This window comes from Paenibacillus sp. SYP-B3998, from assembly GCF_010820665.1.
Taxonomy (GTDB): Bacteria; Bacillota; Bacilli; order Paenibacillales; family NBRC-103111; genus Paenibacillus_E.
The window spans coordinates 122,526-136,869 of the sequence record NZ_JAAIKC010000013.1; the positions used below are offsets into that span (position 1 = coordinate 122,526).

A 14,344-nucleotide genomic window follows, 5' to 3' on the forward strand; every position below is an offset into this window, starting at 1 on the left:
CATGAAATTTATTCGACCTATTATTTACTCAGCGATGGCCGTAGTCATCGGCACGAGCGCTTTTCTTTTAACATCCAAGCAAGCGATCAGTCAAACGGATCCAGCGAATCAGCTTCATCCAACAGCTTATATTGAAACGAATGAAGTCAGCGCCAGCTTCAAGGTAGGCGGCAGAGTAACCGAAGTACTTGTAAAAGAAGGAGAGCCAGTTAAAAAAGGCCAAGTGCTTGCCCGCCTCCAAAGCACAGAAATAGAAGCGAAGGTTGCTCAAGCTAAAGCGGCCGTATCGCTGGCGCAAGGCAAAATTGCCGAGGCTCAGGGGGCAACGGCAACGGCGGAAGCGAAGAAGCAGCAGGGTATCGCCGGAGTGAATGTAACTGCTGATACTGCCGAGCAGCAGGTGGCTCAAGCTCAAGCTGCTGTTAGTGCCGCTCAAGCTAAAGTGGATGGCCTGCATAACGGCGCGCGTCCCGAAGAGAAGAAGCAAGCAGAGATACAGTTCAAAGCAGCATCAGATGTATACGCGATTGCCGAACAGAATTTAAATCGAATGAACGCGATGCTCGAACAAGGGCTTGTCGCACAAGCCGATGTGGATAAAGTCAAAGTGAGCTATCAAGAAGCGAAGACGAAGCGTGATTTAGCTGAACAGCAGTTGAACATGGCTAACCAAGGTCCTCGGGAGGAAGAAATTCGTGGGGCGGAAGCATTATTGGAGCAAGCGAAAGCAGCGGTGAAGCTCGCTGAAGCGAACCGCGCGACGGTACTGGTGAGACAAGGCGATGTAACCGCGGCTGCAGCAGCCGTTCAACAAGCGGAGGGGGCGATTATGTCGGCCCAATCCGGTGAACAGCAAGCCAAGGCTGCACAGCTGGAAGCTGAAACGTACTTGAGCTATACAGAATTGCTCGCTCCAACAGATGGCGTGGTCCTTTCTCAATCAGCGCAAGCTGGTGAGCTGGTAGGTTCCGGGTTCCCTGTATTTTCAATGGAATCCACAGAGAAACGATGGGTTAAATTTTATTTACCAGAAACAGCCGTAGCTGGACTTAAAGTAGGCAACAAAATTAACATGTCTCTGCTTTCTACGGGAGAAAAGGTGGAAGGTGTTGTTTCCATCGTAGCGGCTGCGCCGGATTTTGCTATCAAAAAGGCGACGCAAACTTCAGGTGAAACGGATATTCGTTCATTTGGGATCAAGGTTGAACTTAACAAGCTGCCCGATAGTGCGACAACAGGCATGACGCTCCAATGGATCGGAAAAACGGAAGGGTGATGAAGGAGATGGATCTTCGGATTGGCAAGCTAATTACAGAAGAATGGACGCACATTCTGAAGGACCGACGTCTTTTTGCCATCTTGTTCTTCGTTCCGATCATGTACACCGTACTCTTCGGTTCCATCTATGTGCACCACAAAGTGACCGAAATGGATACCGTCATAATCGATGAAGACCAAAGTCCGCTTAGCCGTCAAATTATTCAAGCGTTCGAACAGAGCGAATCGTTTCAAATCATCAAGGAATATCATTCCGAGGAAGATGTCAAACGTGCTTTATCCAGTGGGGAAGCGAAGGTTGGGCTGATTATTCCTTCCAACTTCGAGGCCAAACTGAAGCATGGCGAAACGCTGCCATTGTTGACCCTTATTGATGGCAGCAATATGATGATTTCGAATTCAGCTACGAAGGGGGCAAACGAGGTCATTACCACGTTCAGCATGGGCTATTCGCAGAAGAAACTCCAAATGCAGCAAGGTCTTCAAAGCGAACAAGTCATGAACACGTTATCTCCAATCCCATATCGTTACCGAATTATGTATAATTCAGCGTTCAACTACAGTGATTTTATGCTCTACGGTCTTGTAGGTGCAATTTTACAGCAAGTTTTATTTCTCGGTATTGCCTTAACGATTACGAGAGAGAAAGATGCTGGTACTTGGCAGCGGTTCGAAGCCTGGAAACGAAATCCATGGCGCATTGCCTATACGAAGACAGCTCCTTATTTCTTAATTAACTTGTTTAACACAGCGGTCACTTTTGTAATTGCTCTGTATGCGTTTGGAGCGCCAATGAATGGGAGCCTGCTTATTGGGCTCGGTGTTATCCTCAGCTTTACGTTCGCAGTCAGCGGTATCGGCTACCTAATCAGTTTGTTCTCAAGCAATCAGCTTGGTGCTACGCAGACAGCGATGTTGATTGCCGTGCCTTCCTTCATGCTCTCGGGTTTTACTTGGCCATTTGAAGCTATGCCCAAAGCTTTACAAGTGTTCGGTCATTTGCTTCCGCTCACTTATTTCTTAGATGGCGTGCGCAATATTTTCATCAAGGGAAATGATATGTCTGTCGTTTGGCATGATTGCGTCTCCTTAATTTTAACGGGCGCTCTCACCTATTTCATCGCCATGCTGTTAACGCGTTTTGTTGTGTTCTCCAAGAAAAAGACGCAAGAAGCCGCTGACAGCACGAAACCAGCTCTTCATTCAGGAACGAATATTTCGGTATAATTTGGATTTCAGAAAGGATGCGATTATCTTGAAAAAAACGCTTATTAGCATTTCCGCAGCCCTGTTACTCTTTTCAAGCTCGCAAGCGATCGTTATGGCCGATACAGTGAACGGTTCAACGGACGATCCTAAACAGAATGTTTATGTGTTTACAGATGTTTTGGAGACTGTATCTTCCATAGATTTAAATTATGTTTTGGATAGAGCGCTGAAGGATTCACACAATCTTAATTTGCTGACACTAAAATATGCTGCCCAGGGCAGTAAAAAAAATGATCTGGAGCAACAAATGGACGCGATGGGCTCAGCTTCGTTCACGCCTGGTCATTTGCCAAATACGGTTACAGAGGTAACGTACGCGCACAATCCGCTCTTGCCGCCCCTGACAAACCCCACGGACATTGCCTGGACGATCATGCAAAATACGGCAATGAACCAAATGCTGCAAGGCATGGGCGCTTTAGCTGGAGGTATGAATACAATCATTTCCTCGCAAAGATATCAAATGAAAACCGCTGCCCATCAGTTGGGTACTGATCAGTATAATTCGCTTCTTCAATCCGATGAAGCGAAGGCAGGCATTCGTTTGCAAACAATTTCGCAGTACGTGCAGTTGCTAGGTCAGAAGAAGCAGCTTAATTTCATGCAAGAGTACGAAGCTGTTATCGAAAAAGATTTGCTCAGAGCTACGCTTCTTGCACAGCAAGGTTTGGCATCTACGGACGATGTCCAAACCGTTCAAAAAGCAATTAGCAAGCAAAAAGACGAAATCGTCACATTAACGAATAACTATCGTTTAGGGCTTGTCCAGCTTTCGACAGACATCGGTATTTCATACGACCCCAACTTAGTCATCAAGGATATCGATTCGATTTCCATGGATCCTATCGTCGAGACGAATACAATGACGTTGTTAAAAAACTCTTACCAGATGAAAACCTCTGGAAATAATATGGACGAAGCTGTGTGGCAATCGGGGCATAGCGTTACGTCCAACACATATGGGGATACTTCTCTTGGTTTAAATCTATCAATTACAGGTCAAAAGAATGAGCAAACGAAGCTTGAGCTAACTAAGAAGATTCAAACGACCTATAATGACGCTCAGAATGCTTATCAATCCGCGCTAACCGAGCAGCGTAATTTGAATGATGTCAACGTAGATTGGGGTAAGATGAAGTTCCGTTACAGCGTAGGCGTTATTTCCAAGCACGATTTGAATAAATTTGAACTCAAAGTTCACCAGAACGAAACGACTTTAGCAGCAGCTAAACTTAAATACTACGCGCTCAAAGAAAAAGCGAAAGCAATGAATACAGGCTTTATTCAGTAGTTTATCTCGCGACAGCTTCTTTTCAAGATTGGCTTCCAGCTAATTTTGTGGGGGAGCTGTTTTTTCACGTTTTGGAGTACCCTTATTCTGGATTGAGTTCGCAAAATTTCTGGGATATAATGAAAAGAATGACCAGACGTTGATAAAGGGGTGTAGAAACTTGAGCATTACAAAAACGGATGTCGAGCATGTTGCGAAGTTGGCCAGACTTGATCTCAGTGATAACGAGAAAGAACAATTTACAGAGCAACTCAATGCCATTTTAAAATATGCGGAGCAATTAAATGAACTGGATACCGAAGGCGTTTTACCGACCAGTCATGCGATGCCTTTAGTAAACGTTATGCGTGAAGATGTCACGAAGCCATCCCTGCCGATCGAGAAAGTGTTACTGAATGCGCCTGATGAAGAAGACGGTCAATTTAAAGTTCCAGCCGTCTTAGAATAAGAACTACATATATAGAAGGGAGTGCCTGTCGTTGTCTTTGTTTGATCTTAACCTACAAGAAATCCACGCGAAGCTGCAAGGCAAAGAACTAAAGGTTACCGACCTTGTGGATCAATCCTATACAAGAATTTCGGAAGTCGATGCGAAGGTTCGCGCATTCCTTACACTTGATGAAGAGAATGCTAGACAATCAGCAAAGCAATTGGACGAGCAGTTAGCAGGAAATAGCGCACGCGGCGGTTTGTTCGGCTTACCTATCGGAATTAAAGACAATATGGTAACTGAAGGCTTGAAGACGACCTGTGCAAGTAAGTTCTTATCCAATTATAATCCGATTTATGATGCTACTGTCGTTAGTAAGCTGAAAGAAGCGCAAGCTGTCACCATCGGAAAGCTCAACATGGATGAATTTGCCATGGGTGGTTCTAATGAGAACTCCGCTTTCCATCCCTCTCACAATCCGTGGAATACAGATTACGTGCCTGGCGGCTCTAGCGGTGGCTCTGCCGCTGCGGTTGCTGCAGGTGAAGTGTACTTTGCGCTGGGTTCTGACACGGGCGGCTCCATTCGCCAGCCAGCTGCCTACTGCGGTATCGTAGGTTTGAAGCCTACGTACGGACTCGTGTCCCGCTATGGGCTGGTTGCGTTCGCTTCTTCCCTCGACCAGATCGGGCCGTTAACGAAGAACGTCGAAGACTCCGCCTACCTGCTTCAAGCAATTGCAGGTTACGATTCTAAGGATTCCACTTCCGCGAAAGTGGACATTCCGGACTATCTCAGCGCCTTAACTGGAGATGTGAAAGGGCTTCGTATCGGCGTACCGAAAGAATACATGGGCAATGGGATCGACCCTGCTGTCAAAGAGAAAGTGCTCGAAGCGCTTAAAGTGTTAGAGGGCTTAGGCGCCGTTTGGGAAGAAGTGACGCTGCCTCACTCTGAATACGCAGTTGCCGCTTATTATTTGCTAGCTTCCTCTGAAGCCTCTTCGAACTTGGCGCGCTTTGATGGCGTACGGTACGGCGTGCGTTCGGACAATGCACGCAACCTGCTCGACGTTTATCATATGTCGCGCAGCGAGGGCTTTGGCCCCGAGGTCAAACGTCGCATCATGTTAGGCACCTACGCATTAAGCTCTGGTTATTACGATGCCTACTACTTAAAGGCTCAAAAAGTGCGCACTTTGATTAAACAAGACTTTGATCAGGTGTTTGAGAAATTCGACATCATCATCGGGCCAACGGCGCCTACGCCTGCTTTCAAAATTGGCGAGCAGAATGAAGACCCGTTAACCATGTATTTGAACGATATTATGACCATCCCAGTAAGCTTAGCAGGCATTCCTGCGATAAGTGTGCCTTGCGGCTTTGTAAACGGACTTCCGGTTGGGCTGCAAGTGATAGGCAAAGCGCTAGATGAGAGTACTCTTCTACGTGTTGCCCATGCATTCGAGCAGCATACAGATCACCATAAACAACGCCCTCAACTGTAAGGGCACACGATTTACGAAGGAGGCTTTCATTTTGACGGCATCGGATACCCAATTTGAAACGGTAGTCGGTCTGGAAGTTCACGTAGAGCTCCATACCGCTTCCAAAATATTTTGTAGCTGCGCGACTTCATTCGGAGCACCTCCGAATACGAATACATGTCCGGTATGCTTGGGTCACCCAGGCGTTCTGCCTGTATTGAACCGTCAAGCGGTGGAATACGCAATGAAAGCAGCTATGGCTTTGAATTGTACAATTGCGACACATAGTAAATTTGACCGTAAAAATTATTTCTATCCCGATTCACCCAAGGCGTACCAAATTTCGCAATTTGATCAGCCTATCGGCGAGAACGGTTGGATTGATATCGAAGTTAACGGCGTGACGAAGCGGATTGGTGTGACTCGACTGCACTTGGAAGAAGATGCCGGTAAATTGACGCATGTTGATGGCGGCTACGCTTCCCTTGTCGATTTTAACCGTGTAGGTACCCCGCTTATTGAGATTGTATCTGAGCCGGATCTTCGTTCTCCAGAGGAAGCGCGAGCGTATCTGGAGAAGATCAAAGCAATCATGCAGTATTGCGACGTCTCCGATGTGAAGATGGAAGAAGGCTCACTTCGTTGTGATGCGAATATCTCTTTACGTCCTTATGGGCAAGAGAAATTCGGCATTAGAGCCGAGCTTAAGAATATGAATTCGTTCCGTGGTGTCCAAAGAGGGCTGGAGTACGAGGAATACCGTCAAGCAGAAATTTTGCGCAGTGGTGGCGAAGTTGTACAAGAGACCCGCCGCTGGGACGAGGCGCAAGGCAAGACTTTGACAATGCGCGGCAAGGAACAGGCGCATGACTACCGTTACTTCCCAGATCCAGACCTTGTTGCACTCTACATCGATGATGCATGGAAATCAGCAGTCAAAGCTTCAATTCCAGAGCTGCCAGATGCCCGCAAAGCGAGATATGCCAGTGAGTATGGCTTGCCGGGCTATGACGCTGAAGTTATCACCGCTTCGATGAAGCTGGCGGACTTCTTTGAAGAGAGCTTGCAGTATACGCAAGATGCTAAAGCGATTTCCAACTGGATCATGGGAGACTTGCTCGGTTACTTGAATGCCAATAACCTGGAACTCCAGGATGTGAAGATCACGGGCAGAGGCTTGGGGGAAATGATCGGACTGATTGAGAAGGGGACGATTTCCACGAAGATCGCCAAAACCGTGTTCAAGGAACTTATTGAAACGGGCAAAGATCCTCAGAAAATCGTTGAAGAGCAAGGACTTGTACAAATAAGCGATGAAGGGGCCATTAAGGCGATTGTTGAGCAAGTTGTGTCGAACAGTCCTCAATCTGTGGCGGATTTCAAAGCTGGTAAAGAGAAAGCCGTAGGCTTCTTGGTCGGACAAGTTATGAAAGAAACAAAAGGCAAGGCGAATCCAGGGCTCGTTAACAAATTAATTGTGGAGTGCCTGAATAGCAAGTAATATGATATTAAGTGGTGATCCTTGTAGATAGGACGCCACTTTTTTCACTTATTAAAAGGGGGATTCCAGGTGTCAATTCAGCCGCTTTCTCTTCAGACCAATAATGAAATTTTGGTGCTGCTTGCTCTACAACTAGCTTCCTACCGGGTAGAGGCCGATCTGATTGGTTTTGACGATATCCCTCCGCTTAAGGATGGGATTGAATCGCTGCGCGAAGCAAAAGAAACATTTTATGGGTATTATGTGGAAGAAGTATCGCATAAATTAGTTGGGGCGATTTCCTTTGCGCGTGAAGGAACGGTCATAACGATTTGTCGGATGATGGTGCATCCGGATTACTTTAGGCGGGGTATAGCTCGCTCGCTACTTCAGTATCTCCTTGGAGTTCAACAGGACTCGGGCGCTTCTCGTTTTATAGTCTCTACAGGAACGGCAAATGTTCCTGCTATTCAGCTCTATGAAAGCCTTGGCTTTGTACAGCGTAGGGTGTTCACGGTTCCTCCAGGTGTATGTTTAACGACTTTTGAGAGACCTGCCGTCCGTTAATTTTTGTAACAAACAGGTTCCCATCAACAGAAAGCGTGATATTATATTCCATCACCATGAAAAGGGAGCGATATTAATTTGACTAATCCTTGGGTTATTGACCAATTGCATATTACAATAAGGCTGCTATTAGCGCTTTTTCTAGGAGGCTTAATTGGTTTCGAGAGGGAAGTAAGCAGTCATGCGGCAGGACTTCGTACGCACATCTTGGTGTGTGTTGGCTCGGCGCTTGTTATGCTGCTTTCTATGTATGGATTCAGTGCTTTTGTAAATGAAGTGAATGTTCGTCTTGACCCTTCACGTTTAGCCGCGCAAGTGATCAGCGGTATTGGTTTCTTAGGTGCAGGTACGATTATGTTTAATGGGAGATCGATTACAGGTCTTACGACTGCCGCATCGCTATGGGTTGTAGCGGGTATTGGTCTTGCTATAGGGGCGGGATTTTATTATCCGGCGATATTGTCTTGCTTCATGGTTCTTATCTCTTTATGGATACTTAACAAAGTCGAACATAAGTATTTCAGTGGAAAGAAAGTTCGTATTATCAAAATCCAGGCTACCGATCAGCCAGGGACGTTAGGTCTCATTACGACCCTGTTAGGGAAGACAAATGTGGATATTCGCAAAATCGCCATGGAAGATCAGGGGAATGGGGATGAAGATGAAGTCGGCTGCATCCATATTACCTTTTATGTCACGATTCCAAAACCTGCAGTTATCGTTACAATCTTGGAAGAAATCAACAAAATATCCGGTGTTATCGGAGTAACGATAGAAAAAAGTAAAGTTTGAAGGGGAAATGGGTTGAAGCAGCGTCTAAGTTCTTTAAAGACAGAAAGGGAGGAGGTCAGGCATGGACAATTTGGCGGATGAGCAACTCATCGATCAGGTCCGTCAAGGTCATTCCGACGCTTATCGTGTGTTGGTTGAACGACATAAGAGCTACATCTACACGCTCGTTTTCCGAATGGTTGAGCACAAGGAAACTGCCGAGGACCTTACCCAAGAAGTGTTCGTTAAGCTTTTTCGCTCTTTGTCCTATTTTCGGGGCGAGGCGAAGTTTACAACATGGTTGTATCGGATGACAACTAATTTAGTTACAGATTATCGACGTGCACAGAAAAGAAGGCCCTACGAAGCATTGCTGGACAAAATGAAAGGTTGGCTTACGGATGCCAGAGAGCAACCAGAGGAGAAAGCCCTACTGAAAGATGATCAGCAGCGTATGCAGGCTTTATTGACTGAGTTGCCTGATAAATACAGATTGATCATGTATTTATTCCATTATAAGCAGCTTTCCTATCAAGAGATGTCTGATGCAACTGGGCTGCCCGTCAAGACCCTTGAAACAAGGCTGTATCGTGGCAAAGCCATGCTCAGAGAAAAATGGTTGGAGGTGAATCCGCATGAAACTGAAGTATCACGAAGACGTCCTGCTCACGCAATCCCTAAATAAGCTTTTGGACGAAATGCCGCTTCTGGAACCGTCAGGCGCACTAACAGATCGTGTCATGCGATCCATTCATGAACCCCTTCATGCACGAAAAGATGCGTCAACAAGGTCTCGTAAAAAGAGTGATCTAGTGAACGGACTTGTAGCCGCAGCGGCCACGATTCTCTTAATTCAATCAGGAATTGTAAGTAGAATTTTGACCCTTGATACAGAAATAACCCAGCTAAGCGCATATATTCATCAGATTTCTCAAATATTGCAATCTTAATAAGAAAGAAGAATGGAGGTTACTATTTTGAATCTACCCAAAGACAATCAATGCTCATCTGAATTTCCGATGCACGAAGACTTGCTTAAAAATCCTTTTGCGTCATCATCACCGAGCTATAGCAATAACCCGTATACCCACTATTATCAAGTGCCTAGGAAACGTAAATGGATTGCAGGAGTTGTATCCCTAATTATTCCAGGTACGGGACATTTTTATTTGGGGTTTATGCAGCGCGGGTTGTTTATCATGTCCCTTATTATTCTCGATATTTTCGCAATAACGGCACTGGCAACACAAGATGAGCCTAATGTCCCTTTTATCACCCTGTTTTCATTGATCATACCAGTCATTTATTTCTATAACGTTTTTGATGCGCTGCGAGCTACTGATCAAGTCAACCGCCGAATTGAGTTGGGGGACTTTGAACAAGAAGAGGACCATTCTTTGCATAGGCTGCTTCGCGGCAGCAATCTCGGGGTTATACTCATTTCTTTAGGTGTTTTGTTTTTCCTTTTGAGCACCAAGCCAAGTTGGTTTATAGACTTGTTTCATTTAATGGGTTCTTACATCGGTTCAGTTGTTCTTATTGCTGCTGGTCTAGGTATGTTTGTATTAGAATCGCGTAAAAATAAATCAGAATAATGTGCCAACTGAGCAACCATCATTGACAAAAGTCGAGAAGCACACGTACAATATAGCGTAAAGCTGTAACGACTAACATCAGGTGGTGAGTATCATGGCAGTACATTTAGAGCAGGCTTTAGCTAAGTTAAAAACAACTGGTGTTCGGATGACCCCTCAGCGGCATGCGATTCTTTCCTTTTTGCTGGATTCCATGACTCATCCGACCGCAGATGACATCTACAAATCACTCGAATCCAAATTTCCTAATATGAGCGTTGCAACAGTTTACAATAATCTCAAAGTTTTTATTGAAGCTGGGCTTGTTCGCGAGCTTACCTATGGAGATAGCTCAAGTCGTTTTGATGCAGATATGACGGACCATTATCATGCACAATGTGAAGTGTGTGGCAAGATCACAGATTTCGATTACCCGCCTCTTCTAGACGTTGAAGAAACAGCGGCATTTCAGACTGGGTTTCAGGTTCGTGGGTATCGATTAGAGGTTTATGGCGTTTGCACGGATTGCGCGGGGGTTACCAGGCATTAACTTTCAGCAGAATTCCTCATTACCTGCTTGTATGTTGTATAATGAAACGTGTTCACCCTATTGAATAAAGGGCGAATACGTTTTTCTTTTTTTAACCTTGTAAAAGGAAGTGAAATTTTGCAACTACTACCGACCGAACAGCGGCCTCGCCGCAAAAGCCGTGTGAGATTGATTCTGCTTTTCCTAATTATTGTTTTATTCATAGCTTCGGGTGTGGCTGTCTATCTCTGGAAAGAATTTGCCCCTAACCGTTTGCATGTGAAAGCGGATTACCATGAATTAAAGAAGCCTGTGTTCTATCAGGGGAATTACTTTCAAACGAGTGCTATCGGGGAAAAAGAAGGTCTCAAACTTCCTCTTGAGCTCATCCAAGAATGGATCGATCCGTCGATTATCTACGAAAAAGCAACAGATTCAGTTATTATAACGACTAAAGATAAAGTGTTACGGCTCAAAACGGCGCAGCTTTCGGCTCTGATGAATGAGAAACCAATGACATTATCCTTTCCTGTTGAGAAAAAGGACAAAATCATTTATGTGCCTATAGATCCTCTTCGTCAACTATATCCGTTTGAAATTCGAGAATCGGAGAAGAGCGGAGCTGTTATTTTGCATAAGCAAGGCGATCAGTTGAAATGGGCCAAAGTTGCGAATCCGGAGGGGGTTCAGCTCCGGACGGGAGCAACAATTAAAGCACCTGTTGTTTCCACCCTTGCAGTGAATGAACAAGTGATGATTTTAGGGGAAGATGCTGATTGGTTTAAGGTCCAACAGGATAGCGGGCCGATTGGGTTTGTCCGTAAAACGGATATTCTAATGGAACAAGTAGAAACCATCCCTATTCACGAACAACCCTCATCTTATGTACCTTGGAAACCTCTTAACGGCAAGATCAATATGACCTGGGAACATGTCATTACAAAAAATCCAGATACAGCGAAAATAGGCGATATGCCAGGTTTGAATGTGATCAGTCCAACTTGGTTCTCCCTTTCCGATGGCGAGGGACGAGTCAAAAATTCTGCAGATGCGTCCTACGTTAAATGGGCTCAAAGCAAAGGTTATCAGGTTTGGGCGCTTTTCAGTAATGGTTTTGAACCTGATCGCACCTCGCAAGCCTTGTCAACCTATGATAGGCGAATGACAATCATTAAGCAGCTTCTTGGTTTTGCGCAGACATACAAATTGCAGGGATTCAACATTGATTTCGAGAATGTTCATCTCAAAGATAAAGAAAACCTTGTCCAATTTGTTCGTGAACTGACCCCCTTTATGCACGAACAAGGTTTGGTCGTATCTATCGATGTAACACCAAAATCGACAAATGAAATGTGGTCGATGTTTTACGATAGACCAGCTCTTGCAGAGGTTGTTGATTATATGATGCTCATGGCTTACGACGAATATTGGGCTTCGAGTCCCAAATCCGGGTCCGTTTCCTCTCTTCCGTGGACTGAGAAATCTGTTAGCCAGCTTCTGGGACCAGAAAAAGTACCTTCTAATAAGCTTGTCCTGGGCGTTCCATTCTATACGCGTATGTGGACTGAAGTGACGAAGAATGGCAAAACATCGGCTAGCTCCAAAACATTAACCATGGAGGCTGCGCAAACCATCATCAAAGACAAGAAGCTTATAGCGTCTTTTTCTCCAGAGGCAGGTCAGAACTATGTGGAATACAAAGATGGAGAAAAGCTTGTTCGTATATGGCTGGAAGATGAAATTTCAGTGAAATCGAGAATTGACCTCTTAAAGAAATACGATTTAGCAGGGATTGCTTCTTGGCGAAGAGGTTTTGAGCAGCCCGCGATATGGAATGTTATTCAGGATTCATTAGAAAAAAAATAAGTTATCAAACCAAGAAAACCGATCCCTCTAAGGATCGGTTTTCTTGGTTTGTCACATCAATGAGGCTTATGTTCCAAATCTCTATTCGCATCACGCAATGGAGCTTGTCCAACTGGACTTTCACTCTCTTCAGTTGATTCATACTGTGGATCCATGGTCAAGATGGTTTTACAGAACATGCAGCGATCTGTTTTTCCCAACATTTTTGTCCTTCTACCACATTCAGGACAGTCGATGGCAGTTGCAGAAGTTGAGAGCATTCCGGCCCAGAAGTATATTCCCATGCTGACCATCATACTTATCATACCAATAATCATGAAGACTACAGCGATAATTCTACCTGCCTTCCCCCAATCAAAGACAACGCCAGCAAGACCTACGATCATAAGCAGCATTCCGCCCATTGTCATTGCAAGGCCCCATAAGCGAAATTCGTTTACTTTACTTGATCTCAAACGCACTTGTATCGTTCCTCCCCACAATCTGTTTAACAGGTTTTTTGTATGATTTGTCACAGAAATCAGCAGGAAACTCGATCTACGATGTAGAAATAAAATAGTAAACAATTCAAGACAGGAGTTTCTGATAACCATGGCAAATGATAGAGAACAGCTTTTGCATAAATTCCGAAATGACCAAAGGGTGATCAGTGTCATGGCGGTTGATAATCCTAAGCAGCTTCCTGCACTTACAGACGGTTTTGATATACTGTTACTCATCATTACGAACGACCTGAGCCTGAACAATCATACAACTAATTATATAAGAGACAACCAGCGTATACAAGAAAGATGGCATGACCCTGCTTCCGTTGAGCAGTGGATTCGTCACGGTATTCATCGAAATATCATTCATTGGCTGTTAAAAGGGGAGATACTTCTGGATCAGAACACTTACTTGGAAGGACTTCGCCATAGAATGCTTGAATTTCCTGTTGATTTGCGTGAGCATAGGCTCCTTGTCGAGTTCTCTCTGTTTTTGCGCAAGTATCTGCAGAGTAAGGAGTATATTCTGGATGAGCATTTGCTCGATGCTTACAACAACATATTAGAAGCGTTGCATCATTGGGCTCGAATTGTCATTATTGAAGATGGCTACCATCCGGAAATTACAGTGTGGAGGCAGATTCGTGCAATCAATCCTGGCGTGTATAAACTTTACGAGGAACTGACCACTAGCAAAGAAACAATAAAGCAAAGAGTCCAGCTTGTATTACTGGCATGTGAATTTTCTGTGATGTCCAAAATGGAACGCTGCTGCGAAGCTCTTATTCACATTTTAGAGGAGAGTGATCGCCCTTTGAGTGGAGACGAACTACAGATGAACCCTCAGTTAGTAGAAGTGAAAGCGGAGCTGCCACTTTTGTTGAACAAATTAGTTAAAAAAGGATTGATTAAAGAAGTCGCCATTCCCATGGATGAAGATATCACGGAATTAGAACTGAAATATACGCCTCTGTAGTAGAAGTTCTCTTAAAGAATCAGATTTTGTTCTGATTCTTTTTTTATGCTTGACTTTGTTAAGGAATCTATGATAAATTAACTTTCGCCGCTGAAAACGGTGTGCGATCGATAGGGAGATGCAAGCGAGGCAAAAAAAGGATCGAAAAAAAAGCTTGCATTGAATAACTCGAATGTGATATATTATAAAAGTCGCCGATAAACAGGCGGTCAACGAAAACGAAAGAAATTGATCTTTGAAAACTGAACAACGAGTGAAAGAAGCACGGTCGAGCAATCGACCAAAAAAGAGATGCAAATCTCGCTAGCAACGCAAATGAGCAATTAAGCTTTCAAATAGGTT

15 protein-coding genes are annotated in these 14,344 nt (G+C 44.6%); 14 read left to right on the forward strand and 1 reads right to left on the reverse strand.

All coding sequences use genetic code 11. From position 1 onward, the window contains the following. Position 1: 1 nt before the first annotated feature. The 13 genes from GK047_RS24425 to GK047_RS24485 all read left to right on the forward strand — a co-directional run bounded on the left by GK047_RS24425 (position 2) and on the right by GK047_RS24485 (position 12,541). On the forward strand, positions 2-1,276 hold the full coding sequence (locus GK047_RS24425) for an HlyD family secretion protein (RefSeq protein ID WP_163952671.1): 1,275 nt from the start codon (positions 2-4) through the stop codon (positions 1,274-1,276). Beyond that, a complete protein-coding gene (locus GK047_RS24430; protein WP_240344175.1) occupies positions 1,252-2,505 on the forward strand; it encodes an ABC transporter permease in 1,254 nt (417 codons plus the stop codon). Before GK047_RS24425 ends, GK047_RS24430 begins: the two co-directional genes overlap by 25 nt. A gap of 28 nt (positions 2,506-2,533) precedes the next feature. Beyond that, positions 2,534-3,838: a TolC family protein gene (locus GK047_RS24435; protein WP_163952675.1), complete on the forward strand. Its 1,305-nt coding sequence runs from the start codon at positions 2,534-2,536 to the stop codon at positions 3,836-3,838. Positions 3,839-3,998: 160 nt separating this feature from the next. Next, the gene (gatC, locus tag GK047_RS24440; RefSeq protein WP_163952677.1) at positions 3,999-4,286 is read left to right on the forward strand and encodes an Asp-tRNA(Asn)/Glu-tRNA(Gln) amidotransferase subunit GatC; all 288 of its coding nucleotides are present in this window, start codon (positions 3,999-4,001) and stop codon (positions 4,284-4,286) included. Between the two features lie 31 nt (positions 4,287-4,317). After that, the gene (gatA, locus tag GK047_RS24445) at positions 4,318-5,775 is read left to right on the forward strand and encodes an Asp-tRNA(Asn)/Glu-tRNA(Gln) amidotransferase subunit GatA (RefSeq protein ID WP_163952679.1); all 1,458 of its coding nucleotides are present in this window, start codon (positions 4,318-4,320) and stop codon (positions 5,773-5,775) included. A gap of 31 nt (positions 5,776-5,806) precedes the next feature. Next, a complete protein-coding gene (gene gatB / locus GK047_RS24450) occupies positions 5,807-7,255 on the forward strand; it encodes an Asp-tRNA(Asn)/Glu-tRNA(Gln) amidotransferase subunit GatB (protein WP_240344176.1) in 1,449 nt (482 codons plus the stop codon). A 69-nt stretch (positions 7,256-7,324) separates the two neighbouring features. Then, entirely contained in the window at positions 7,325-7,801 is a 477-nt protein-coding gene (locus GK047_RS24455) for a GNAT family N-acetyltransferase (protein WP_346010385.1), read from the forward strand. 78 nt (positions 7,802-7,879) lie between these two features. Continuing rightward, complete coding sequence (locus tag GK047_RS24460) at positions 7,880-8,593, forward strand: MgtC/SapB family protein (protein ID WP_163952681.1); 714 nt, start codon at positions 7,880-7,882, stop codon at positions 8,591-8,593. A gap of 61 nt (positions 8,594-8,654) precedes the next feature. Beyond that, on the forward strand, positions 8,655-9,257 hold the full coding sequence (locus GK047_RS24465) for an RNA polymerase sigma factor (RefSeq protein WP_163952683.1): 603 nt from the start codon (positions 8,655-8,657) through the stop codon (positions 9,255-9,257). Next, positions 9,208-9,522: a hypothetical protein gene (locus GK047_RS24470; protein WP_163952685.1), complete on the forward strand. Its 315-nt coding sequence runs from the start codon at positions 9,208-9,210 to the stop codon at positions 9,520-9,522. Before GK047_RS24465 ends, GK047_RS24470 begins: the two co-directional genes overlap by 50 nt. Before the next feature lie 27 nt (positions 9,523-9,549). Beyond that, complete coding sequence (locus GK047_RS24475) at positions 9,550-10,167, forward strand: hypothetical protein (RefSeq protein WP_163952687.1); 618 nt, start codon at positions 9,550-9,552, stop codon at positions 10,165-10,167. Between the two features lie 94 nt (positions 10,168-10,261). Continuing rightward, the gene (gene perR / locus GK047_RS24480; RefSeq protein WP_163952689.1) at positions 10,262-10,696 is read left to right on the forward strand and encodes a peroxide-responsive transcriptional repressor PerR; all 435 of its coding nucleotides are present in this window, start codon (positions 10,262-10,264) and stop codon (positions 10,694-10,696) included. Between the two features lie 117 nt (positions 10,697-10,813). Next, entirely contained in the window at positions 10,814-12,541 is a 1,728-nt protein-coding gene (locus GK047_RS24485) for a glycosyl hydrolase family 18 protein (protein ID WP_205516960.1), read from the forward strand. A gap of 56 nt (positions 12,542-12,597) precedes the next feature. Here GK047_RS24485 and GK047_RS24490 read toward each other — a convergent pair whose 3' ends face one another. Then, positions 12,598-13,002 carry a DUF2614 family zinc ribbon-containing protein gene (locus GK047_RS24490; protein WP_163952691.1) on the reverse strand — a complete coding sequence of 135 codons (405 nt, stop codon included), beginning with the start codon at positions 13,000-13,002 and terminating at the stop codon, positions 12,598-12,600. 130 nt (positions 13,003-13,132) lie between these two features. On the opposite strand from GK047_RS24490, the gene GK047_RS24495 reads away from it, so the two are divergent. Next, a complete protein-coding gene (locus tag GK047_RS24495) occupies positions 13,133-14,002 on the forward strand; it encodes a nucleotidyltransferase-like protein (protein WP_163952693.1) in 870 nt (289 codons plus the stop codon). Positions 14,003-14,344: the final 342 nt, after the last annotated feature.